Origin of the sequence: Nocardia sp. NPDC059180 (assembly GCF_042754945.1) — a bacterium.
In the GTDB taxonomy this organism is placed as follows: Bacteria; Actinomycetota; Actinomycetes; order Mycobacteriales; family Mycobacteriaceae; genus Nocardia.
This window is the reverse complement of sequence record NZ_JBHZBU010000007.1, coordinates 236,901-260,029: the sequence shown is the minus strand read 5'-3', so window position 1 is coordinate 260,029 and position 23,129 is coordinate 236,901. Positions and strand designations below refer to the sequence as shown.

Annotated in this window: 24 protein-coding genes; 9 read left to right on the top strand and 15 right to left on the bottom strand. The window is 66.3% G+C overall.

All coding sequences use genetic code 11. The features are described 5' to 3' along the window. Positions 1-279: 279 nt before the first annotated feature. The 9 genes from ACFXNW_RS22225 to ACFXNW_RS22185 all read right to left on the bottom strand — a co-directional run bounded on the left by ACFXNW_RS22225 (position 280) and on the right by ACFXNW_RS22185 (position 9,848). A complete protein-coding gene (locus ACFXNW_RS22225; RefSeq protein WP_379419643.1) occupies positions 280-1,662 on the bottom strand; it encodes an ABC transporter substrate-binding protein in 1,383 nt (460 codons plus the stop codon). Between the two features lie 8 nt (positions 1,663-1,670). Next, positions 1,671-1,898 (bottom strand): ferredoxin family protein, encoded by a 228-nt coding sequence (locus ACFXNW_RS22220; protein WP_030519968.1) that lies wholly within the window; start codon positions 1,896-1,898, stop codon positions 1,671-1,673. Next, positions 1,899-2,672 (bottom strand): GntR family transcriptional regulator, encoded by a 774-nt coding sequence (locus ACFXNW_RS22215; RefSeq protein ID WP_379419642.1) that lies wholly within the window; start codon positions 2,670-2,672, stop codon positions 1,899-1,901. A gap of 161 nt (positions 2,673-2,833) precedes the next feature. Next, positions 2,834-3,475, bottom strand: coding sequence for a QsdR family transcriptional regulator (locus ACFXNW_RS22210; RefSeq protein WP_379419641.1), 642 nt, complete (start codon positions 3,473-3,475; stop codon positions 2,834-2,836). Between the two features lie 43 nt (positions 3,476-3,518). Further along, positions 3,519-5,312 carry an acyl-CoA dehydrogenase gene (locus tag ACFXNW_RS22205; protein WP_379419640.1) on the bottom strand — a complete coding sequence of 598 codons (1,794 nt, stop codon included), beginning with the start codon at positions 5,310-5,312 and terminating at the stop codon, positions 3,519-3,521. A gap of 96 nt (positions 5,313-5,408) precedes the next feature. Next, entirely contained in the window at positions 5,409-5,951 is a 543-nt protein-coding gene (locus ACFXNW_RS22200) for a dihydrofolate reductase family protein (protein ID WP_379419639.1), read from the bottom strand. Positions 5,952-6,174: 223 nt separating this feature from the next. Continuing rightward, complete coding sequence (cysC, locus tag ACFXNW_RS22195) at positions 6,175-8,007, bottom strand: adenylyl-sulfate kinase (RefSeq protein ID WP_379419638.1); 1,833 nt, start codon at positions 8,005-8,007, stop codon at positions 6,175-6,177. After that, the gene (gene cysD / locus ACFXNW_RS22190; RefSeq protein ID WP_379419637.1) at positions 8,007-8,939 is read right to left on the bottom strand and encodes a sulfate adenylyltransferase subunit CysD; all 933 of its coding nucleotides are present in this window, start codon (positions 8,937-8,939) and stop codon (positions 8,007-8,009) included. The genes cysC and cysD overlap by 1 nt, the downstream gene beginning before the upstream one ends. A 9-nt stretch (positions 8,940-8,948) precedes the next feature. Further along, positions 8,949-9,848 (bottom strand): helix-turn-helix domain-containing protein, encoded by a 900-nt coding sequence (locus tag ACFXNW_RS22185; RefSeq protein WP_379419636.1) that lies wholly within the window; start codon positions 9,846-9,848, stop codon positions 8,949-8,951. 82 nt (positions 9,849-9,930) lie between these two features. Between ACFXNW_RS22185 and ACFXNW_RS22180 the strand changes: the two genes are divergently transcribed. The 3 genes from ACFXNW_RS22180 to ACFXNW_RS22170 are packed head-to-tail and all read left to right on the top strand — an operon-like array spanning position 9,931 to position 13,048. Next, the gene (locus tag ACFXNW_RS22180) at positions 9,931-11,094 is read left to right on the top strand and encodes a hypothetical protein (RefSeq protein WP_379419635.1); all 1,164 of its coding nucleotides are present in this window, start codon (positions 9,931-9,933) and stop codon (positions 11,092-11,094) included. After that, positions 11,094-11,870 (top strand): SDR family oxidoreductase, encoded by a 777-nt coding sequence (locus ACFXNW_RS22175; protein WP_379419634.1) that lies wholly within the window; start codon positions 11,094-11,096, stop codon positions 11,868-11,870. Before ACFXNW_RS22180 ends, ACFXNW_RS22175 begins: the two co-directional genes overlap by 1 nt. A gap of 14 nt (positions 11,871-11,884) precedes the next feature. Further along, positions 11,885-13,048 (top strand): sulfotransferase family protein, encoded by a 1,164-nt coding sequence (locus tag ACFXNW_RS22170; RefSeq protein ID WP_379419633.1) that lies wholly within the window; start codon positions 11,885-11,887, stop codon positions 13,046-13,048. A 118-nt stretch (positions 13,049-13,166) separates the two neighbouring features. On the opposite strand, the gene ACFXNW_RS22165 is transcribed toward ACFXNW_RS22170, so the two are convergent. Both ACFXNW_RS22165 and ACFXNW_RS22160 read right to left on the bottom strand, forming a co-directional pair. Further along, the gene (locus tag ACFXNW_RS22165; protein WP_379419632.1) at positions 13,167-13,835 is read right to left on the bottom strand and encodes a PaaI family thioesterase; all 669 of its coding nucleotides are present in this window, start codon (positions 13,833-13,835) and stop codon (positions 13,167-13,169) included. 52 nt (positions 13,836-13,887) lie between these two features. Continuing rightward, a complete protein-coding gene (locus ACFXNW_RS22160) occupies positions 13,888-14,484 on the bottom strand; it encodes a TetR/AcrR family transcriptional regulator (RefSeq protein ID WP_379419631.1) in 597 nt (198 codons plus the stop codon). Between ACFXNW_RS22160 and ACFXNW_RS22155 the strand changes: the two genes are divergently transcribed. The 4 genes from ACFXNW_RS22155 (at position 14,464) to ACFXNW_RS22140 (ending at position 17,604) form a co-directional block, all read left to right on the top strand. Then, positions 14,464-14,874, top strand: coding sequence for a hypothetical protein (locus ACFXNW_RS22155; protein ID WP_379419630.1), 411 nt, complete (start codon positions 14,464-14,466; stop codon positions 14,872-14,874). The two genes, ACFXNW_RS22160 and ACFXNW_RS22155, sit on opposite strands and share 21 nt — an antisense overlap. Further along, a complete protein-coding gene (locus ACFXNW_RS22150; protein ID WP_379419629.1) occupies positions 14,871-15,362 on the top strand; it encodes a hypothetical protein in 492 nt (163 codons plus the stop codon). The genes ACFXNW_RS22155 and ACFXNW_RS22150 overlap by 4 nt, the downstream gene beginning before the upstream one ends. Before the next feature lie 327 nt (positions 15,363-15,689). Then, on the top strand, positions 15,690-17,009 hold the full coding sequence (locus ACFXNW_RS22145; RefSeq protein WP_379419628.1) for a cytochrome P450: 1,320 nt from the start codon (positions 15,690-15,692) through the stop codon (positions 17,007-17,009). Positions 17,010-17,091: 82 nt separating this feature from the next. Further along, positions 17,092-17,604, top strand: a complete 513-nt coding sequence (locus tag ACFXNW_RS22140; protein WP_379419627.1) for a DUF664 domain-containing protein — start codon at positions 17,092-17,094, stop codon at positions 17,602-17,604. A gap of 8 nt (positions 17,605-17,612) precedes the next feature. Here the strand turns inward: ACFXNW_RS22140 and ACFXNW_RS22135 are convergent, their stop codons facing one another. Beyond that, positions 17,613-18,416, bottom strand: coding sequence for an ABC transporter ATP-binding protein (locus ACFXNW_RS22135; RefSeq protein ID WP_379419626.1), 804 nt, complete (start codon positions 18,414-18,416; stop codon positions 17,613-17,615). Continuing rightward, positions 18,413-19,084: a FadR/GntR family transcriptional regulator gene (locus ACFXNW_RS22130; protein WP_379419625.1), complete on the bottom strand. Its 672-nt coding sequence runs from the start codon at positions 19,082-19,084 to the stop codon at positions 18,413-18,415. Before ACFXNW_RS22130 ends, ACFXNW_RS22135 begins: the two co-directional genes overlap by 4 nt. Before the next feature lie 175 nt (positions 19,085-19,259). Here ACFXNW_RS22130 and ACFXNW_RS22125 point away from each other — a divergent pair, with 175 nt between their 5' ends. Continuing rightward, positions 19,260-21,026, top strand: a complete 1,767-nt coding sequence (locus ACFXNW_RS22125; protein WP_379419624.1) for a 2-isopropylmalate synthase — start codon at positions 19,260-19,262, stop codon at positions 21,024-21,026. Positions 21,027-21,147: 121 nt separating this feature from the next. On the opposite strand, the gene ACFXNW_RS22120 is transcribed toward ACFXNW_RS22125, so the two are convergent. Together ACFXNW_RS22120 and ACFXNW_RS22115 are read right to left on the bottom strand one after the other, a co-directional pair. After that, positions 21,148-21,669, bottom strand: a complete 522-nt coding sequence (locus tag ACFXNW_RS22120) for a DinB family protein (RefSeq protein WP_379419623.1) — start codon at positions 21,667-21,669, stop codon at positions 21,148-21,150. 100 nt (positions 21,670-21,769) lie between these two features. Continuing rightward, positions 21,770-22,399 carry a maleylpyruvate isomerase family mycothiol-dependent enzyme gene (locus ACFXNW_RS22115; RefSeq protein ID WP_379419622.1) on the bottom strand — a complete coding sequence of 210 codons (630 nt, stop codon included), beginning with the start codon at positions 22,397-22,399 and terminating at the stop codon, positions 21,770-21,772. A gap of 224 nt (positions 22,400-22,623) precedes the next feature. Between ACFXNW_RS22115 and ACFXNW_RS22110 the strand changes: the two genes are divergently transcribed. Beyond that, entirely contained in the window at positions 22,624-23,085 is a 462-nt protein-coding gene (locus ACFXNW_RS22110; RefSeq protein ID WP_379419621.1) for a thioredoxin family protein, read from the top strand. Positions 23,086-23,129 lie beyond the last annotated feature (44 nt).

The following is a 23,129-nucleotide window of genomic DNA, read 5'->3' as shown; positions in this document are numbered from 1 at the left end:
GAGGTTCGTTGGGGTTGCCGGACCCCGCCTCAGCGCCGATCCCGGTAGTGGTGCCAGGTTGAGCGCCAGGTCCGGGCCTGGACTCGGTCGATGTTCTCGACTCCGTGCCCGCGTCGGTCCCGGTGCTCGTGGTGCCAGTCCCGGTGGTTGTGCTGGGCTCGGCCTCAGCAGGTCCGACGCTGGGTTCGGTGTATGTGCCGGCGGCGGCCCCCGATGCGGTGACGCCGCGCCGGTTGTCGATCTCGGTGCTCAGCGGGCGCGAGCCGGTGCGCGACAGTGTCATGAGCGAACCTCCGCAACGGCCTGCTCATAGCTGACCGCTTGGGCGGCGGGGTGGGTCTGACGGTAGCGTTGCGCGGCGGCCGGCGTGGTGAACGGTAGGAAGGTGTCCCCGTCGCGCAGCCACACCGCCTTGTCGGCGAACCAGCGGGTGCCGAGCTCCGCGTCGAGAATGTAGGCAGCGCGGATCGTGGCGCCCTGTGCTCGTGCGGTTTTCACTACTCGCAACAGTTCTGTGGCGTCGGCGGCCGGCTGGGTCGTGTCCTGCCCGTCGAGCCAGAGTTCGGTGCCCGAGCCGGTGGTCTGGTTGGTTGTGTCGGCGAGTGCGCTGTCGTAGTCGCGGCCGCCGCGTGCGGCGAAGGCGGATCGGATCAGCTTGTGATCAACAAAGGCGTCTATATCGAGGTCGGCGAAATCACCGATCGACTTCAGATACTGAACATCGTCTTTGAACGCCGCGATCAGGCTCGGCTTGAGCGTGGTGTCGAACGAGGTGCCGCTGGGGCCGTTGTAGAGGTACACGACCTCCTGTGGCAGCCCCGAACCCTCGGCGACCAGCCGCGCCGCCTCGAGCGGTTCCTGCCACAGGAACTCGGTGGCGTCGAGCTGGGCCTGAAGAAAAGCGTCGACCACCTCCGGATGCGCGGCGGTGTAATCCTTACGCGCCACCACCCCGTGGAAGGTCGGCACGTTCAGCTCGGCGCCGTCGTAGAGCAGCTTCGCCTTGTCCTGGAACACCAGCAGGCCGGGCCAGGCGACGAACTGCGACAGCGCGCCCACCTGCCCGGATTCCAGCGCCGACGCACCGACCTGTGGCTGTTGATTGAGCACCTCGACACCGCCGACCGGATCGATCCCGGCCCGGGTCAGCGCCTGCACGAGCGTGCCGTGCCCGGCCGAACCCACACTGGCCGACACCTTCTGTCCCGCAAGATCGGTCAGCTCGTCGGCCGCCGAATCCGGCGATACGACAACCATGTTCAGCGCGCCTTTCGGGTTGTACCCGGTGACGGAGATGAACTCGGTGCGCGAGCGTTCATCGGCCTGGGTGCGAGACCCGTTGATCAGCAACGGGTAATCGCCCATCGAACCGATATCGATCTTCTCCGCCACCATCTGGGCGGTGATCGGCGCGCCGGTGTCGTAGTCCTGCCATTCGACCTCGTACTTCGCGCCACCACCGTCGGTGATCTGCTGCAGCCGCTGTTCCAGGTAGCCCTTGGCGCGCAGCAGGGTGCCCGCGGTGACGGTGTTGATGGTCTTGGACTGATAGCCGACGACGACCTTGACGGTGTCGCCGGAACCGGTGTCTTCCAATGAGCATCCGGTGAGGGCGAGTGCCGCGGCGGCGGCAGTGGCGGCCAGGCGTTTCCAGTGTTTCATGATGTGAACTACCTCAGGAGATACGGCATGTTGACGGTGACGGCGCCGGTGGGGCAGCGCGCGGCGCAAGGGCCGCAATACCAGCACTCGTCGACATGCATGAAGGCTTTGCCGTTGTCGGGATTGATGGCAAGGGAGTCGAGCGGACAGATCTCGACGCACAACGTGCAGCCCTGGATGCACAGCGATTCGTCGATGGTCACGGGAATATCGGTGCGCTGGTTCGCCAAAGCCATCTAAAGGACCTTCCATTCGGGAATGCTGCGGGACAGGCTGCCGCGCATGGTGATTCGATCGCCACGCAGACGGATGTACTCGAGATCGACCGGGGTGCCGTCGTCGAGGCGGGTGAGGCGTTCGAGCATCAAGAGCGCGGCGCCGTCGGGAGTGTCGAGGGTGGAGGCGGTATGCGGATCGGCGGAGACTGCTTCGACCGCGAGATCGGCCGAGCCGAGCGATTGTCCGGTGATCTCTTCGAGCAGGACGAAGATGTCCGTGCGTTCCAGATCGTGGGCGAGGACCTCAGTGCCGACCTCGGGCGCGAGGTAGGTCAGATCGAGGCTCAGCGGTAGATCCGCGAGGTAGCGCAGGCGTTCGATGTAAACGACCTGCGCGCCCGGAGCCAGCGCCAGCCTGCGGGCCACGGCGGGCGGTGCGCTGATGTGGGTGGCGGCGCGGACCTCGTTGCGGACGACGCCATGACCCTTCAGTGTTTCCTGCAAGCCGAGCAGAGTGTCCAGGCCGTGGTCGAATTTCCGGGACGCCACCTTGGTACCGACCTTGGGCACCCGGGCGATGAGCCCTTCGTCGCGCAGTAGTGCCAGGGCCTCGCGCACGGTATTGCGGGAGGCCTGATGTTCGGCCGCGAGGTCTTGTTCACCGGGCAGCGTGTCGGCGAACGCGCCGGTGTGGATCTGCTGGCGCAGGATATCGGCGACCCGGCGCGCATGGTCGGCACGCAGCCGCCGCACCGGGGCGGGCGCCTCCACATTTTTGTCGCTGACCTGCATGGACAGCGACGATAGCGGCGATTTCGGCCCCTCGATTCCGGCCGTGGAGCGAGCGCGGATCGGCCTCGGTTATTGCGCCGGGTGAGCCCTGCGCTCGACCTGGGCAAATGCGGGCTTTGCGACCCATTGCGCCACCTTCGGCGCGCGGGCGTGGGTTCTGATCACGCCGATTTCAATGAACGGCCCGCCGCGGGACCGGTTCCGCCGGGATCCAGGCCGAGTAGTGCGGCCTGCACCTGACGTAGCCGGTCGACGTCGCCGTGCAGGCCGGTGACGTTGTCGCTGTAGAGGAATGCCTCGCCCAGCCGAACCATGGTGTAGGCCAGCAACGAGCGTTCCAGCGGCGGACGATAGTCGTCCTGTTCCTGGGTACGCGCGATGAGCGCGTCCACGGCGGCCACCACCCGCGGCTGCACCGGCCCGTCGCCGGTGGTGAGGATGCGCAGACCGTTGATGGGTTCGTTCTCGAAGTACCGCCGGAACGGTTCATTGCCGGCCATCCAGCGGTTCACTCGATACAGCACGTCGAGGATCCGCTGCGCGCCGGTGGCGCGCCGCCGGGCGTCCGCGCGATCGATGAGGCCCTCGAATTCACCGGCGAGCACCGCACCGAGCACGCCGTCGCGCGAACCGAACCAGCGATAGACCGAGGCGCGACTGAGCCGCAGCTTGGCCGCGATGGCCTGCACATCCACCCGCTCACCGGCCAGGAACGCCACCCGCGCCAATTCGACGACCTCTTCCCGGGTCGCGGAGGCCGGACGCCCTGGTGGACGGGGTGCGGTAGGCTCATCGCTGGTCACCCATGAATGATACATCCATAGTGGAATGTATCTAATGGTGGTGTCAGAACCAGGCGTCGCGCATCTGCACCGTAGTGGTGTCGCGGGTGGCCAGCAGGTCGAGCTGGGGTGCGGTGCAGGGGAGTTCGAAGCGGAAGAAATAGCGGGCCGCATGCCGTTTGCCGTCGTAGAAGTCGCCCTCATGGCCGGCGGCGGCCAGCACCTGCTGTAGCCAGATCCAGGCGAGGGTGATGTGCCCGAACGCCTCCAGATAGACCGAACTGTTGGCCAGTGCGGCCTCGATGTCGCCGTCGGCGAACAGGCCCGCGGTCACCTCGACCAGACGCTGCCACGAGGATTCGAGCTGCGCCGCCAGCTCGGCGGGTTCACCGCCCTGTGCGCGGGCATCGTCGATGGTGGCCCGAATGCGTTCGTCGAGTGCGCGCAGGCTCGCCCCGCCCTGCTGGGTGACCTTGCGACCGAGTAGGTCCAAGCCCTGAATACCGTGCGTACCTTCGTGAATCGGATTGAGCCGGTTGTCGCGGTAATGCTGTTCGACGTTGTATTCGCGGGTGTAGCCGTAACCGCCGAGCACCTGGATGGCGAGGCTGTTGGCCTCCAGGCACCACTGGGCGGGCCAGCTCTTGGCGATCGGGGTGAGGATGTCCAGCAGCAGTGTCACCGCGCGGCGATCCTCCTCGGAGGTCGCGGTGCGGTGCTCGTCGACCAGGCGTGCGCAATACAGCACCAGGGCGAGCGCGCCTTCGGCATAGGTCTTCTGCGCCAGCAGCATTCGTTTGACATCGGCGTGCTCGACAATCGGCCGCTGCGGCGAGGTGGGATCACCGGCGCCCTTGGTGCGGCCCTGCGCGCGGGTGCGTGCGTACTCGAGCGATTCGAGGTAGCCGGTGTAACCGAGCGCGGTGGCGACGAGCCCGACACCGATGCGTGCCTCGTTCATCATCGTGAACATGTACGGGAGCCCGCGATGTGCTTCGCCGACGAGGTAGCCGACCGCACCCGGCTCGCCTGCGGGCGTCCACTTGCCCTCACCGAAATTCAGCACTGTGTTGACCGTGCCGCGGTAGCCCATCTTGTGATTGAGGCCGGCCAGTGCCACGTCGTTGCGCTCCCCGAGCGAACCGTCGTCGGCGACGAGGAATCGCGGCACCACGAACAGTGAGATCCCCTTGGTGCCTGCGGGCCCGCCGGGGATCTTGGCCAGCACCAGATGCACGATGTTCTCGCCCAGCTCGTGATCGCCACCGGAGATCCACATCTTCGTGCCGAAGATCCGGTAGGTGCCGTCCGGTTGGGGTTCGGCGCGGGTGACGATATCGGCCAGCGACGAACCGGCCTGCGGCTCCGACAGGCACATCGTGCCGAAGAACCGGCCCTCGATCATCGGCCGCACGAATCGGTCGATGTGCTCACGGCCATGGGTGAGCAGCAGATTCGCGTTCGCCATGGTCAGGAACGGATATCCGGACGTGCCGGGATTGGCCGCCTGGAACCAGGCGAAACTGGCTTGGGCGACAGTCGCGGGCAGTTGTGATCCGCCGAGCTCGTAGTCCATCGCCGCACCGGGCAGTCCGGCCTCGGTGAAGGCGCGCAGCGCGGCAGCGATCTCCGGAATGAGCGTGACCCGGTCGCCGTCGAACGTCGGTTCGTTGGCGTCGCCGAGTTTATTGTGCGAGGCGAAATATTTGGTCGCGAGCTGCTCGCTCAGCTCCAGTACGGCATCGAAGGTCTCGCGGGAATGCTCGGCGAACCGCTTCTGTTCGGTGAGACGCTCGACATCGAGCCATTCGTAGAGCAGGAAGTCGAGATCACGCCGAGACAGGAGAGTAGACCGCATCAAGCATCCCTTCGGTACAAGTTGCCTCCTGTGTACCATACTTTGCTCGATGGCACCCGGGCGGTCGCCGCGGTGCACGATGACCGCCCGGTGCGGTCAGGCGACAGGCCCGTAGTTCAGGTGCACGACGCCATTGTCGTAGACGTCGGTCGATACGAGGGCCAGCTTGGTGGTGTCCTCGTTCCAGAACCGCTCGCCAGTGCCCAGGGCGATGGGGTAGACGAACAGGTGGAGGTTGTCGACCAGGCCGTCACGCAGCAGGGCGCGGACGAGCTGACCGCTCCCGCTGATGTAGATGATGCCGTCGGTGTCAGCCTTGAGCTTGCGGATGACCTCCGGGTCATAGGCGCCGATGCGGGTGCTGTTGGCCCATTCGGCCGCAGGCTCCTGCGCGCCGACGACGTACTTCATCGTGTCGTTGAAGAACGGTGCACCCGGGTCGTCCTCGACCGTGCGGGTGGACCAGGCCGGAGCGAACATCTCGAAGGTGTTGCGCCCGAGCAGGATCGCGGTGGCCGCCCCGGTGATCGCGCCGAGGGTCTCGCCCATCTTCGGGTCGAATCCGTAGGCGAAGGTGAAGCTCGGGTCGTCGTACATGCCGTCGAGGGAGATGAATTCGTGGACTGCGATGGTGCCCATGGCGCTTCCTTTCGGTGAATCCGCCGCCCGACGATTCGGTGCGGGTCGAAGTGTCCGGCTCGACTCTGCCGGACCGTCATACGGTGTGCTGACGTCGGCGTTCTCGCCCGACGATAGGCGGTACGGCTCGGCTACGCGGACCCTTTGCGCGGCGATTCTCGGTCCCTATGCCGGCAGGACGGCGGGTGAGGGGCCGGATCGCCTGCCCGGCCCCTTTGTGGCGTCAGTCCATACCCGCCAGCAGGGCGAGCACTGTCGACGCCATCGCGGCCGGATCGCCGTCGGCCGGACGCAACACCAATCCCGGCGTGAGCGGATGCTCGTACGGTGCGTCGACGCCGGTGAAATCGCGGATCTCGCCCGCGCGGGCCTTCGCGTACATGCCCTTCGGGTCGCGGGATTCGCACACTTCCAACGGTGTATCCACGAACACCTCGAGGAACGGGATACCGGCGGCCTCGTGCACCGCCCGAGCTTTGTCCCGGTCCGCGCGATACGGGCTGATGAGCGACACGATTGCGACCGCACCGGACTCGGCGAAAAGCCGGGCCACCTCGCCGACCCGGCGGATGTTCTCCACCCGGTCCTCGGCGGAGAAGCCGAGATCGGCGTTGAGACCGTGGCGCAGATTGTCACCGTCGAGCAGGAACGCCGGACGCCCGGACGCGACCAGGCGTCGCTCCAGCTCCACCGCGACCGTCGACTTGCCCGATCCGGACAGTCCTGTCAGCCAGACCGTCATTCCGCGGGTCGCGCGCTCCTCGCGTTCGACCGCGGTGGAATGCCACACGACCCGCGACGACGGCAGGCTCGGCCCGGTGATCATGCCCGCGCCGACGGTATTACCGGTGGTGTCATCGACCAGGATGAAGCTGCCCGTCGAGCGGTTGCGGCGGTAGGGGTCGAACAACAACGGTTGCCGGGTGCGTAGTTGGACGCGTCCGATCTCGTTGAGCGACAACGCCGTCGCATGCTCGTCGCGGTGCAGAGTGTTCACATCGAGGCGGTAGTCCAGCGACCGCACTTCGACCGGGGCCGAGCGGGTGGTGTGCCGGATCGTGTAGGTGGCGCCCGGTGTGAGGGTGGCTTCGTCGGCGAACCAGCACACCATGGCATCGAGGTCGCGCCCGGCGTGCGGGCGGTTCGCGGGGCGGCAGATGAGGTCACCGCGCGACACATCGAGTTCGTCGGCCAGCTGCACCGTCACCGCCTGGGGCGGGAACGCTTCGTCGATAGGCGCACCGCCTGGGCCGTAAATCGATCGGACCGTGGTGGTCAGGCCCGACGGCAGGACGGTCACCTCGTCGCCGGGTTTGAAGACACCGCCCGCGATGGTTCCGGCGTAGCCGCGGAAATCCGGTGTGTGACTACGGATCACGTACTGCACCGGAAGCCGCGCATCGATCAGGTTGCGGTCGGAAGCGATATGCACTTCTTCCAGATGATGTAGCAGCGGTGTGCCCTCGTACCAGGGCATGGAGGTGCCGCGGTGCACGATGTTGTCGCCGTGCAGCGCCGACATCGGCACGAACGTCAGATCCGAGACGTCGAGCTTGGAGGCGAAACCGGAGAATTCCTCACGGATCTCGGTGAAACGTTCCTGCGACCAGTCGACCAGATCCATCTTGTTCACACACAGCACGAGGTGTGGAATGCCGAGCAGGCCGGCGAGGAAGGCATGCCGCCGGGTCTGCTCGACCACGCCTTTGCGCGCGTCGACCAGCACCAGCGCCAGGTCGGCAGTGGAGGCGCCGGTGACCATGTTGCGGGTGTACTGGATGTGGCCGGGTGTGTCGGCGATGATGAACTTGCGGCGCGGCGTGGCGAAATAGCGGTGCGCCACGTCGATGGTGATGCCCTGCTCCCGTTCGGCGCGCAGGCCGTCGGTGAGCAGCGCGAGGTTCGGGTAGTCCTCGCCGCGGTCGCGGCTCGTGCGTTCCACCGCGTCGAGCTGATCAGTGAACAAGGTCTTGGAATCGAACAGCAGGCGGCCGATCAGCGTCGATTTACCGTCGTCGACGCTGCCCGCGGTCGCGAGGCGCAGCAAAGTGGTCATCAGAAGTAGCCTTCTCGTTTGCGGTCTTCCATCCCGGCCTCGGAAATGCGGTCGTCGGCGCGTGTCGCGCCACGTTCGGTGACCCGGGCCGCGGCGACTTCGGCCACCACCTCGGTGGGGGAGACGGCACTGGATTCGACACAGCCGGTACAGGTGGCATCGCCGACGGTCCGGAACCGCACGGTCGACTCATAGGGCGTCTCACCGTCAAGTAGGTGCAGAAAGCGTGTGTGCGCCAACAACATTCCGTCGCGCTGGACCACGGGCCTGCGGTGAGCGTAGTAGAGCGGTGGCAGTTCGATGCCCTCGGCGGCGATGTAGCTCCAGATATCGAGCTCGGTCCAGTTCGACAGCGGGAACACCCGGATGTGCTCGCCGGGCCGGTGGCTGCCGTTGTAGAGGTTCCACAGCTCGGGGCGCTGCCTGCGCGGATCCCACTGACCGTATTCGTCGCGGAAGCTGAACACCCGTTCCTTGGCGCGCGCCTTCTCCTCGTCGCGGCGTGCGCCGCCGAAGACGGCGTCGAAGCGTCCCTCACGCACGCTGCGCAGCAAGGTGGCGGTCTGCAGGCGATTGCGGGTGGCGCGGGGTCCGGTGTCCTCGGTGACGCGGCCGGCATCGATGTCGTCCTGCACCCGCCCGACGAGCAGCCGCAACCCGAGCCGCTCCACGGTGCGATCGCGGAACTCGATCACCTCATCGAAATTGTGCCCGGTGTCGATATGTAAAACCGGGAACGGCAGGGGAGCGGGCCAAAAGGATTTGGCCGCGAGGTGCAGCATCACCACCGAGTCCTTGCCGCCGGAGAACAACAGCACCGGACGTTCGAAAGTCGCTGCGACTTCACGGAATATATGTGCCGACTCGGCCTCGAGCGCGTCCAGATGGGGAAGCTCGTAGGTGTTTGCCGCCGACTTTGCGTACTGGCTCACAATGCAAAACTAGAACACGTTTCGGGAATTGGTCAACGGTTTGCGCCCACCGGACTTTTCGGTGACCGCATCGGCCGCGGCGACCAGCGCGTCGCCACGGCGGGTGATCTCGGCCCCGGTGATGGACGCGCCGACGTACATCGTGAGCACCATGTTCTGCCTGCCGTCGGCGTCATAGGTCGGTGCGGCGAGCAAGCTCACCGGATGTTGCTTCCGCGGACGCAGGTCGGTACCGAGATAGACCCGCTCGCCCAGGCTCGTGACCAGCTCGGCGACGACTTCGCGCAGTTCCTCGGGGAGCTCACGGGCGGCGAAGCCGGCCAGCAGCGAATACAGTCGCCGCCCCGCCGCGGTCATGCTCTCCACCAGATATCCGCGTTCCCGGCATTCGGCGACGATGCGCCGCAGTCGGGCCTCGTCCTGGCGCAACGGCACCGTCGGCGGCATGGCGAGCCAGGCATCGAAGGCTGCCTCGGCATCCCACAGCACGTACATCAGGCCGACCGGTGGCGCGAAATGGTAGGTGGCGCCCACTTTCACCATGCCGGGACCGGTGCTCTCCAGCACCATGATCTGTTCGCCGACCACCGCCGATGCCGTGCAGGTGGTGCGGTAGGTCTGGCTGAGTCGTGCCAGTTCGGGGTGGGCGACGCCCGCGATGGCGAAGCTGTCCTGGGCCACCCGGCCCGCCGCGATGAGGGCAGGTCCGGGGCCGTAGGTGCGGGTGCGCGGATCGCGCACCAGGTAGCCGCCTGCGGTGAGCTCGGTGAGGATGCCGAGCGCGGTGGGTTTGGCCAGGTCGAGGGAGCGGGCCAGTTCGGACAGCCCGACCCGCTTGCCCTGCTGCTCGACGATGAAGTCCAACACCTGCACCACCCGCTGGGTCGGTGCGGATCGACGTTCGACCATTGACCACTCCTAGAACACGTTCTAATGTCTCTGGTAGCAGAATGTACCAGAGCGGTACATATATGGAACACCGGAGAGTCTATTGCTGACGCAACCGTTCGCGGACGCCATCGCCGCCGCCGAGAAGATCATCACCGACGCACCGCACATCCGGACCGAACAGGATCTCGTCGAGGGCTACGACTATCTGGCGGGCAGCATTCGTGCCGCCATTCAAATGGCGTGGGCCTATGAACGCGATTTTCCCTTCTTCGTCCAGTCGACGGGCCCGTACACGAAAATGGGACTGGACAACCCGGACACGCTCTACTTCCATTCCTATCTGCGCCCGGATGCCGAATATGTCGTCACCGGTACGCGCGGTACCACGCGGGATCTGAGTTTCCAGGTATTGAACGGTGACTATTCACCGGTCGACGTGCCCGACAGCACCACCGCATTCGACGATCGCGCCATCGATATCGCCGCGGACGGTTCCTTCGAGGTTCGTTTCGGGCCGGGGGAGGCCGGTCCGAACTACATCACCCTTGCGCCGGATTCAGCCATGCTGGTGGTCCGCGAGGTGTTCAGCGACTGGGCCACCGAAAAGCCCGGCACCCTGCGCATTCACCGCGCCGACAAGGTCGGCGACGCGCCTCCGCCGCTGACCAAGGATCTGATGACCAAGCGTTACGGCGTGGCGGGCAAGATGCTGGTCTCCCGGCTACAGACCTTCTTGGCCTTCCCGCAGTGGTTCTATCTGAACCTGCCGGTCAACACCATGACCGAGCCCCGCAGCACGCCGGGCGGGCTGACCACGCAGTTCTCTTCGGCCGGGCACTATGAGCTCGCCGACGACGAGGCCATGATCATCACTGTGCCCAAGTCGGACGCGCCCTACCAGGGCTTCCAGCTCGGCAGCATGTGGTACCTGTCGCTGGACTACATCAACCACCAGACCAGCCTCACCGCGGATCAGGCGCACCTCGATCTGGACGGAATGATCCGATTGGTGGTCAGCGAACGCGACCCCGGCCTGGCCAACTGGATCGAATGCACCGGTCACGCACGGGGGTATCTCCAGTTCCGCTGGCAGCGGCTGGCGCGGGATATGAAACCCGAGGACGGGCCGACGGTCGAAGTGGTGAAGTTCGATGAGCTGGCGGTGCGGCTGCCGCATCACGACCAGGCACAGGTGACCCCGCAGCAGTGGCGGGAGCGGATCGCGGCCCGGCAGGCGGCGGTGGCGGAAAGGATGCTCGGCTGATGTTGTTGCAGGACAAGGTGGTTGTGGTCTCCGGCGTCGGTCCGGGGCTCGGGCGCGCGATCGCGGTGCAGGCCGCCGTCGCCGGTGCCGATGTCGTACTCGCCTCGCGCACCGAATCAAGGCTGGCGGAGGTGGCGAAGGAGATCACCGACCTGGGCAGGCGGGCGGTGGTGGTGCCCACCGACATCAATGACGAGTCAGCGGCCGCGAACCTGGTGGAGTCGGCCCACAGCGCCTTCGGCCGGGTGGACACGCTGGTGAACAATGCCTTCGCCATACCGCCGATCGTGGATCTGGCCGATGTCGAGCTGGCCGACGTGCGCGCGGGGTTCGAGACCAACGTGCTCGCCGCACTGCGGTTGACCCGGCTGTTCGTTCCGGCCCTGGAGGAATCCAAGGGCTCGGTGGTGATGATCAACTCGGCGGTACTACATCACTCCCGGCGCACCTTCGGCCCCTACAAGATGGCGAAGGCAAGTCTGCTCGCGCTGGCACAGAGCCTGGCCACCGAGCTGGGACCGCGCGGCATCCGGGTGAATTCCGTTGCCCCCGGGTATATCTGGGCCGACAATCTGAAGTGGTACTTCAACTACCTCGCGCAGCAGCGCGGCATCACCCGCGACGAGGTGTACGCCGAGACCGCCTCGACGATCGACCTGCGCAAACTTCCTGAGCCCGACGAGATCGCCGATGCGGTCGTCTTCTTCGCCTCGCCGCTGGCGCGGGCGATCACGGGGGCGTGCCTGGATGTCAACTGCGGCGAGTACCACAATTGAGGAGCGAGACGAACATGATCGGAAGGGACGATGTCGGCACCATCGACGATCTGCACGCCTCGGCGAGCAAGGTCGTCGGGCTGACCGATTTCGGTGCCGACGACTACCGCGAGGGACTCGAGGTACTGCTCGACTCCTACGCACGCGACGCGGAACTCACCCCGTTCGGCAACAAGATCAATCGGGCGTTTCTGCGTGGTGCGCTGATCGCGCGTCTGCTGAGTGAGTCGGCCTGGCAACAGTTCCCGCAACATGCGCAGGTGCCGATCGAGCGGCCGATCTTCGTCACCGGGCTACCGCGCTCGGGTACGACGGCGGTGCACCGGTTGCTGACTGCCGACCCGGCGCACCAGGGCCTGGAGATGTGGCTGACCGAGATGCCGCAACCGCGTCCGCCGCGCGAGACCTGGGAACAGAATCCGGTCTTCCAGCGGTTGCAGGCCGGATACGACAAACATCATGTCGAGCATCCGGAATTCATGGGCGTGCACCATATTTCGGCCGATCAGGTCGAGGAGTGCTGGCAGCTGCTTCGCCAATCGGCGATGTCGATCTCCTACGAGTGCCTCGGCTATCTGCCGACCTATTCGGAGTGGTTGCGTGAGCAGGACTGGACCGGCGCCTACCGCAGGCATCGCCGCAACCTGCAGCTCATCGGCCTCAACGATGCCGACCGGCGCTGGGTGCTGAAGAATCCGAGCCACCTGTTCGCGCTGGACGCCCTGCTCGCGGTGTACCCGGACGCGCTGGTGATCCAGATGCACCGCCCGCCGAGCACCATCATCGCCTCGGTGTGCAGCCTCAACGAGCAGGCGTCGACGGGGTGGTCGGACAAGTTCCGCGGACCCGTCGTCGGACGGACCCAACTCGAACTGTGGTCACGGGGCGCGCAACGATTCCTCGACGACCGCAAGAACCACAATGCCGCCCAGTTCTGCGACGTCTACTACGACGATTTCGTCGCCGACCCCATCGGCACCGTCGAGGGGATCTACCGGCACTTCGAGCTGGAACTCACGGACGCGGCGCGCAAGGCGATGGCTTCGCTGCACAGCGAGTCGACGTCCGGGGCGGCTCGTCCGGCGCACAAGTACACCCTCGCCGATTTCGATCTCACCGCCGAATCCGTTGATGCGAGTTTCGGGCCCTATCTGGAAGCGCACTTCCCGGCGCGCTGATCGGAGCGGCTCGGCCGACCTGACCGCAGTCGCGATACTGCGGCAGGTCGGCCGATGCGTCCTGCGGTGGCAGTACCGCTCTACGGACGTCCCCGCGGCGCGGTGAAACGGCCCGGGATCAGGGCTGACCGGGCTTGAGCACGATGAACAGGCCATTCGCCTCGGCGCACAGACGGTCACCATCGTGCAGTGTCGCGCGGACGTACACCTTGCGGCCGTCGCGGCGCTCGGCCCAAGTGCGCAGGCTGAGTTCCTTGTTCAGCGGGGTAATGGAGCGGTAGTCGACGGTGAGCGAGGCTGTGCGGGTGACATCACCGGCGTAGAGCGCCGCCGCCATACCCAGCAGATCATCGAAACCGACCACGACCTGGCCGCCGTGCGCGGCGGCATTCCCGCCGAGATGGAAGGTGCGGAAGGTGATCCTGGCCTCCACGCCGTCCTTGCTCGCCTTGTCGATCACATACGGCGGAATCGTGATGTTGCCGCGGGCGGGCAGGTCCGCGCGAGTCCAGGTCGGGGCCGACCATTCGTCGACGACCGCCGCGTCGAGCCGGTCGTTGAGCTGCTTGAGGACGCCGATCGTCTCCAACGCCAGCTCATCGGACGGGCACGACAACCTGGCCCGGTCCATGAGCTTGCGTACTTCTTCGATGAACGCGCCGTAGTGCGGGCCGCCGCGGGTGATGTCGGCGTTCTTGGTGGCGTCGATGAGCTCCGACATGGGCCGGAATCCGCCTTCGTGATGCGCGGCGTCGGGCAGTGCGTTACCGGCCAGGTCTTCGGTCATGAGAACACGTTATCGGTTGCCTGCCGAATGCTCGGTGGCCGGGGCGCTGGGATCAGGCCGTGCGATAGGACTCGAGCAGGGTTCTGGCGGCGCCGGTGACGTCGCGTTCGAGCCACTCCGGAAGCTCGGACGCGTGCGCATGCCTGCGTAGTGCGGCATACGGCAGATCGACGATCGCGCGGCTGACGGCGTCGACCTCGCGGTCACCGTCGCGGCCGAACAGTCCGGCCGCGATCCGGCGCAGATGCTCGATCAGCGGGGCATTCATCCCTGCCAATCGTGCGCCGAACTCCGCATCCGGGCTGCCGTCCAGCAGATCGCTGGGACGCAGGCTGAGCAGCAGCCTGGCATCCTCGGGCAGGTCGCGGCCGAATCCGATCGCTGCGCGCGCCATCGCGACTCCCGCGTCGAGCGGGTCGGGTTCGCCGGCAGCCGCCTTCACGCGGTCCTGGAAGCGCTCGAGCGCGCGGAGCCAGGCGGCGGCCAGCACCCGGTTGCGGTTGCCGAAACGGTGATACAGCGTGCCGACCGGCGCTCCGCTGGCGTCGGCGATCGCGGCCACGCTCGCGGCCCGCGGCCCCTCGGCCAGGACCAGGGTGCGCGCTGCGTCCAGGATCACATCGGTGTCGTGCTTGCGGGGCGGTGCCATGTACTAGTACGTTCCTTCCATATGGAGCGTTTGCCCTATATTGATGAGCATGCCAGATCCGTCGACGCGAATCGCGACCGGACATGGAAAGCATTGCTGAAAGTTGTCTGCAAAAATCCCGCAGACCCGGCGACCGTGCCCTCAGGCTTCGCGCTGGACGCGATCGATCCGCCGCATCGGCTCGCCCTGGCCGGCGGCCACCGATTCTCCCGCTACACGCTCACCTTCGAACTCGACGACGACGGTCCACGCCATACCGTCATCCGCGCCAAGACCCGGGCCGAATTTCCTGGTGTCGGCGGGGCGATCTATCAAGCGCTCGTGATCGGCAGCGGCGGACACAAGCTGGTGGTGCGCAGGATGCTGCGCCGGATCGCGGCGGCGTCATGAGCGTCGGTCTGGTCTGGGGCGCCACCGAGGCCGAATGCGACACCCCGCTGCCCTGCGACCAACTGGAACCGATCGCGCTCAGTGCCGACCGGGCGATCAGTATCGCCGCACCTCCCTCGCTGGTCTTCGCATGGCTGTGCCAGATGCGGGTGGCGACCTACAGCTATCGCATCGGCAATCGCTGGAGATCCAGTCCGCGGGTGCGTGATCCGCAGCTGACCGACCTGGCCGTCGGCCAGCGCTTCATGGGTCAGTTCCATCTGGAATCGTTCGCATCCGGAAGGCATGTGACGCTGCGTGCCGGCGATATCTGTGTCACCTATGCGGTGCGGGCCGAGGGATCGGGCACCCGGCTGGTCGCACGGGTGCGGTTCGGGGGTCCCCGGCTCGTGGGTCGGCTGCTCGCGCTCGGCGACGTGATCATGATGCGCAAGCAGTTGCAGACATTGAAGGAGCTGTCCGAAGCCGAAGCCTCGGCGTCCACCTGAGCGGACTCGAACATCGAATTCGAGACAGCCCGGCCCACTTTCGCCGATCCGCTGAATTCCGCGCGCGGGGTCGTGCAATGATGTCACCCGGAAAAGCGGCCGCTGCGGCGCGGTGATCGAGATGCCGTCGGCCATAACCGGGGCACGCACCGGGCTTTTCCTCGTCACACCGATCGACACTGCTCGACCACGCACCGTCGCAGACCTGATCGATAGCTCACCGAGTCGCGCCACGCCCCGTCCGCACCACGTACGGGACCGTGCGCCGACCACTGTTTCGGGACTGCTTCCGGCGCACGTCAGAACCGTTCGAACGTGGAAAGGACTGTGGCACGTGCACTACCTGGATTCATGGCCGGACGCGGCAGCGAAGGCCGGTGGTCGTTCGTGACGGCCGCGCATCAGATTCTCGAGTTGACCGACGAGTTCTATCAGGACCCACACGCCGTCTACCGGACGTTGCGTGAACGCGGTCCCATCCATCGGATCAGGTTGGACGGTGTGGTCGGCTGGCTGGTTGTCGATCATGAGGTCGCCAAGCAGGCCTTCGTCGAGCCGAACATCAGCAAACGTATCGGTTCGCCAGAAGGCCAAGCGGTACTGGCCAAGCACGGCGCGGCCGGGATGTTCAATGCCGCGATCAACGACAACATGCTCTTCGCCGACCCGCCGCAGCACACCCGGCTGCGCAAGCTGGTGTCCAAGGCGTTCGCGAGCCGCGCCATTCGCGGCCTCGGTCCGCGGATCACCGAGATCGCCGACGCCCTGCTCGACGATATGTCCGCCCTGGAGGCGGTCGATCTGCTCGACAGCTACGCCTTCCCGCTGCCGATCGCGGTGATCTGCGAACTGCTGGGCGTGCCGGACGACGACAAGGACGCTTTCCGTTCGTGGACAGCGGTTCTGGTGAACGAATCGGCCCCCATCGAAGACCGCACCAGTGCGGGCATCAGCTTCTTCACCTACCTCACCGAGCTGATCGCCACCCGCACCGACGATCCGCGTGAGGACCTGCTGTCGGAACTCATCATCGCCAAGGACGATGACGACCGGCTCGACCAGCAAGAGCTCATCGCCATGCTGTTCCTGCTGCTGGCCGCCGGGCACGAAACCACTGTCAACCTGATCGGCAACGCGGTGCTCGAACTGCTGCGCGACCCCGCCACCGCCGAGCGGCTACGCCGTGATTCCGAGGCGATTCCGGCCTTCCTCGACGAGGTGCTGCGCTGTCAGGGCCCGGTGCACCTGGCCACGGCACGCTATACGACCGCGCCGATCACGTTGGGCGGCCAGGACATCGACGCAGGCGAGTTCATCATGATCTCCCTCGCCGCCGCCAACCGCGACCCACGGATGTTCGCCGATCCCGACCGGGTCGATCCGGCCCGAACCGACCACCGCCATATCGCCTTCGGCCACGGCATCCACTACTGCCTCGGCGCGGCCCTCGCCCGCACCGAAGCCACCATCGCCCTCACCCGCTTGCTCGACCGCATCCCGGCTCTGTCACTGAACGCCGAGTTCAGCGAACTGACCTGGCGCAAGAGCTTGCTGATCCGCGGGCTCGCGGAGCTACCGGTGCGATTGGGTGCGGCAGAGCCGGTCGCGTCGACAGTGGGAGACGGCGCGCAGTACTCGATGAACTGAACGACCGGGTTGCGGGTCGATGCAATCGATGTCGGCCCGCAACCCGGGAATAGGCGCCGATTCGGAGAGCTTGGACTCAGTTATGACCAGTGCTGACTTGTTGATCGATGGGTTCGGCCGGATCCGGGAGAACGTGCACGGGGCGGTCGCCGAGTTGAGTGATGCCGAGTTGGGGGCTCGGCTGGATGCGGAGGCCAACTCGATTGCGTGGTTGGTGTGGCATCTGACTCGGGTGCAGGACGACCATGTTGCGGACGTGGCGGGTGTCGAGCAGGTGTGGACCCGTGATGGGTGGGTGCGTCGGTTCGGGTTGCCGTTCGGTGAGGCGGACACCGGGTACGGGCACAAGGGTTCCGACGTCGAGGCGCTCGCGGGTGTTTCGGCGGAGCTGCTGCTCGGGTACCACGATGCGGTGCATGCCCAGAGTGTCGAGTACGTCTCCGGGCTCACCGATGCCGACCTGCCGCGGGTGGTCGATACGCGGTGGGATCCGCCGGTGACGCTCGGTGTTCGGTTGATCAGCGTCATCGACGACGATATTCAGCACTCTGGGCAGGCGGCGTTCATTCGTGGCATCCTGCTGCGCCGCCGATAAGTCGTCGCTCAGGGGCGGGAGGGCTGAGGGATGGGGGAGTGGGCGGTCCAGCGATTGTGGCTGCGGTGCACCTCGACCGGATGATCGAAGGTCGCCGAAATCGTCTCGGTAGTGATGGTGTCCTCGGCGCTACCGCGAGCCACGATGCGGCCGGCGGCGATCAGCAGGGCATGCGTCGTGGTGCTCGGCAGTTCCTCGAGATGGTGGGTGACCAGGATCGAGGCGACCTCCGGATGGGTCCGGTCCAGTGCGTCGATGGTTTCGAGCAGCTGTTCGCGGGCGGCGACGTCCAGGCCGGTGGAGGGTTCGTCGAGCAGTAGCAGGCGCGGTTCGGCGATGAGGGCGCGGGCGATGAGGGTGCGGCCGCGTTCGCCCTGCGACAACGTCGGCCACACCTCGTCCGCTTTGCCGGACAAGCCGACGGTCTCGATCATCACGTGCGCGCGATCCAGGTCGGCGGCCGAAGGATTCCAGCGCATCGGAGTGTCGACGGTGCCGGTGATTCCGGTGAGGACGACGTCGCGGACGGTCAGCGGATAACGCAGGGGATGGCGCGGGTTCACATGCCCGATCGATCGCCGCAGCCGCTGCAACTCGACCCGGCCCAGCTGCTCGCCCAGGATCCGCACCGTGCCGGAAGTGGGATGGGTGACCGCACCGCAGAACCCGAGCAGCGTGCTCTTGCCCGCACCATTGGGGCCGAGTAGTGCCCAATGCTCGCCGGCGTGCACGGTGAGCGAGATGCCATCGAGGATCTGTTTGCCCTCGCGGCGGAAAGTCACCTCGGTCAGGTCGAGCACGGGCGGGGTCATGCGAAGGCCTCCTTCAGGGCGGTCAAGTGGGAGCGGCTGAGTTCGGCTGCCGCCGTGGGATTGCGCGCCGCGATGGCATCGGCGAGTTGTTCATGGGCTGCGTGATCGGCCCGCTCGGACGGGACCGGCCGGATCTCGAGCATGTCGATCATGGCCAGACGCAGGCGCGGCAGGAACGCGTCGAAGAGCTGAACCAAGATGTCGTTGTGTGCCGCGACGAGAACCGCGCGGTGGAACTCCATATCGGCGTCGACATGCTCGGCCACCGTCTGTCCTTCGGCTGCGCGGGCGGCCAATGCGCGCCGCAGCGAACGCAGATCGGCGGGGGTGCGCCGGTGTGCGGCGAGCGCGGCGGCCTCGGCTTCGATGGCGATGCGCGCCTCGATCACCGAGGCGATGGTGGCCCGGCGCAGCACGATGTCCCATTCCTCGGTGACATCGAGCGCGGTGACGAACACGCCGGCTCCCTGACGGCTCGCCAGCACACCCTTGCCCGCCAGCTCCCGGATCGCCTCGCGCACGGTCGAGCGCCCGACGCCGAGCTGTGCGGCCAACGTCGTCTCGCCGGGGAGTCGATGCCCCAGCGGCCATTCGCCACCACGGATGCGGCTGAGCAGCAGTTCGGCGGCCTGCTCGGCCAGCGGGTGGCGCCGCACCTGGCTTTCCATCGACGAACCTCTCTACTTGTCTGAGGAGTTGTGTATAGTCTAGCTCATGCTCACGCACAGCCTGCTCCTCGACCGCCACGGCGGGGCCTGACCGATCGGCCGCCCCGCCGTGGGGTCAGGTCGTCGGCCGGTCACTTCGTTTCGTGACGGCCGCCAGGGCCAGGAAGCAGTCCCCATGACATCGCGTGCATTCCCCACCATCGACACTCCGGCCGGCAATACCGCCGGCGACGCTCCCGCGTGGAATCGGCAACGGCACTCGCAGATGCCTTCGCATCGCTACCGCAATGTGTACGACCGAGTGGACGTGCCACTCGTCGACCGTGGCTGGCCCAACGCACGGATCACTCAGGCGCCGCTGTGGGTGCCGGTCGACCTGCGTGACGGCAATCAGGCATTGGCCGAACCCATGGATCCCGAGCGCAAACGCAGGTTCTTCGAACTGCTGGTTGCCATGGGGTACAAGGAGATCGAGGTCGGCTACCCCTCGGCCTCACAAACCGACTTCGACTTCGTGCGGTTGCTGGCCGACTCCGATATCGCGCCGCCGGACGTCACGATCGTCGTCTTCACCCCGGCCCGGCGGGATCTCATCGAACGGACCGTCGCGTCTGTGCGTGGATTGCGCAACGAGGTGGTGATCCACATGTATACCGCCACCGCACCTGTCTGGCGAGATACCGTGCTGGGAAAGGACACCGGAGAACTGCGTGAACTGATTCTGGCAGGCGGACGTGACGTGCTCGAGTTCGCCGGCGATCTGCCGAATGTGCGGTTCGAGTTCTCGCCGGAGGTGTTCAACCTGACCGAACCGGGTTACGTCCGCGATATCTGTGACGCGATGACGGAGCTGTGGGATGCGACGCCGCAACGTCCGGTCATTCTGAACCTGCCCGCGACGGTGGAGGTGGCGACGCCGAACGTGTACGCGGACCAGATCGAATACATGCACCGCACATTGGCCCGGCGCGACAGCGTCATCCTGTCGGTACATCCGCACAACGATCGCGGCACCGGCATCGCCTGCGCCGAACTCGCGGTACTGGCGGGAGCCCAGCGGGTGGAGGGCTGTGTGTTCGGCAACGGTGAACGCACCGGCAATGTCGATATCGCCACGCTCGCATTGAATCTGCACGCCCAAGGTGTGGATCCGATGATCGATTTCTCCGATATCGACGAGATCCGCCGCACGGTCGAGTACTGCACCCGGCTGTCCATCCACGAACGCCATCCCTACGTCGGCGATCTGGTGCACACCGCCTTCTCCGGCACCCACCAGGACGCCATCAAGAAGGGCATGGCCGAACATCTCGTGCGAGCAGTCGATAGGGGACGTAATGAGCGCGAGATCGAGTGGCAGGTACCGTATCTGCCGATCGACCCCGCCGATATCGGCCGCAGCTACGATGCCGTGATCCGAGTGAACTCCCAGTCCGGTAAGGGCGGAATCGCCTACCTGTTGCATACCGAATACGGCATGGAGCTGCCCCGGCGGCTGCAAATCGACTTCGCCCGCCACGTCCAGAACCACACCGACGGAAGCGGCGGTGAAATCACCGCCACCGAGCTGCGCGAACTGTTCGACCGGACCTATATGGACGCGGCTTCGGACGCAGTGACCCTGAACCACTGGCAGACCGACGAATCCACAACCACCATCACCCTGGCCGCGGACGGCCGCACCCACACCAGCGAACACCGCGGCGTCGGACCCGTCGATGCGTTGACCACCGCACTCACGGAACTGGGCCGACGCATCGAGGTGCTGGCCCTGCACCAGCAGTCGCTCGGTTCAGGCAACGACAGCTCCGCAATCACCTACCTCGAATGCCGGAGCAACGGCCGGACCGAATGGTCCTGCGGCCATAGCGACTCCGTGCTCACCGCCACCCTGGCAGCAGTCGTCCGCGCGGCAACCACAGTGGTGCCAGTATCGGTGTGAGGATCGGGTGGTGCGGTGATCAGTCGCGGTTGCCGCACCACCGCCTTGGTCCGTTGGTGGCCGCGGTGCCGCCGCCGGCGACAGGGACGCCGCGGTCCCTCGATCGGCGAGCTGGGCGGAACTACTGTCCGGTCCGCCCGTCGATGCGTTCGCGGAGGAAGTCGGCGTGGCCGTTGTGGCGGGCGTATTCCTCGATCATGTGCAGGTAGACCCAGCGGAGGGTGTATTCGGTGCCGGTGATGGGGTGGTGGCAGCGGTGGTCGAGGGGGAGCGCGGCGAGGGCGGCGTCGGCTAGTGCGGTTTCGCGCTGGTAGGTGGTGAGGTCTGTGGCGGGGTCGGCGTCGGGGACGTCGTCGAAGTCGCCGTCGGGGTTGGATTCGGAGCAGTAGAGGTAGTCGAGGGATTCGCCGGCGGCGGTGACGCGGAACCAGCCGCGTTCGTTCTCGGTCAGGTGCCGGATGAGTCCGTGTAGCGACATCGTCGACGGGGCGACACAGCGCTGGGCTAGTTGCGCGGGGTCGAGGCCCGCGCATTTCAGCAGCAGCGTCTGGCGGTGATAGTCCAGCCAGGACTGCAGCATCGGCCGTTCATCAGCCACGGACAACGTCTCGATCCGATCGATCTCGGGTGCGATCCATGCCACCGGGCGACTGTACCGTGCCCGTATCCGGGACGCGGGGTGATTTTGAGGGGGAGCCGCACCCCGCCGGTACGAACGCGGACGCTCCGCAGTGTCGGCCGCGCTACCGGGCGGCGCTGAATCGATCCGCTACCGGGCCGTGCAGATGACCGGCGGGCAAGGTGCGCCCGCACAGCACCAGCAGCAGGTCCTGGGCGCGTCCGGTGAGTGCCGTGCCGGTGCCGTAGCTCCAGTCGAGGTCGTCGGCACGCAGCTGGATACCGTCCAGGTCGACGCCGAAATACTTCGCCTGCTTCGGTCGCACGCCATTGAGCACCAGCAACAGCCGGTCCTCCGGAACGCCCTGGTCGAGGCCGAGGCCGACGGTGATGTCGAGCCCGTGGATGACGTCGTGGCTGAGCGCCGCGACGAACCCATCTCCCGGTGGTTTCCACGGATGGTTCACGTTGTTGCGCACTGACGCGAGCAGCTGCGCCGAGGTGAGCTCGGCTGCATCGGCGCGGGCGCTGCGGTCGGCCATCCGATTGAAGTCGCCGCGAGCCCTGATCATGCCGAGGACGAACCGGGGTATCGAGATACGGAACGGCATGGTGATGTGTGCGACGACCTCGCGAACCCGCCAGCCCTCGCATAACGTCGGCGCATCCCAGCCCGCCTCGTCCAGACCGGTCAGCACATCCGCGAGGTACGTGCGCTGCGCGGCGATCGCGGCCCGGACATCGGTGTCGTTCATCGTCAACTCCTCACCATTCGACACTTGGACAGGTGGGCACACCGGCCCCTCGTGAATAGGACGTGGCGAAGCGCCGGAATTCATCGCCGACCGACCAGTGAACCCGGTTGCCGCCCCTGATGTACGCCGAGGCGCGGTCGACGGTGAACTATGCGAGGATTCGAGGCGGGTGGTACGCGATGGGCGATTCGGGCCGGGACCTCGGGTCGGGCGGGAGGACAAGGATGCCGACTAGACCGCTGACCCAGCAGACCTTCGAGCAGGTCATCGCGAGCAATCACATCGTCCTGGTGGAGTTCTGGGCGTCTTGGTGCGGCTGGTGCACCCGCTTCGCACCCGTATACGGTTCTTCCGCCGACACCCACCCGGATATCGTGCACGCCACGGTCGACGGCGAGGCCGAAAACGGCCTGGTTGCCGCCGCGCAGATCGACAGCTATCCATGGCTCATGGGGTTCCGCGAAGGCCTGCTCGTCTACTCGCAGGCCGGATACCTGCCCGCCGGCCATCTCGAGGAAGTGGTCCAGCAGATCCGCTGGATGGACATGGATGCCTTCCGCCGCGAAATCCTCGACGCCGCCCGCGCCCAGGACGAGCAACCTCAACCTGCCGCACCCCCGCCCGCGCCACCCCGGCTGGCGAGCCTCGCCCCCGGTTCCCGCCAATACGGCTGGCCAGGACTCTGACCTGGGCCTCAGTTTGGCGCCGCAGTTGGTCGTTGCGATGATCC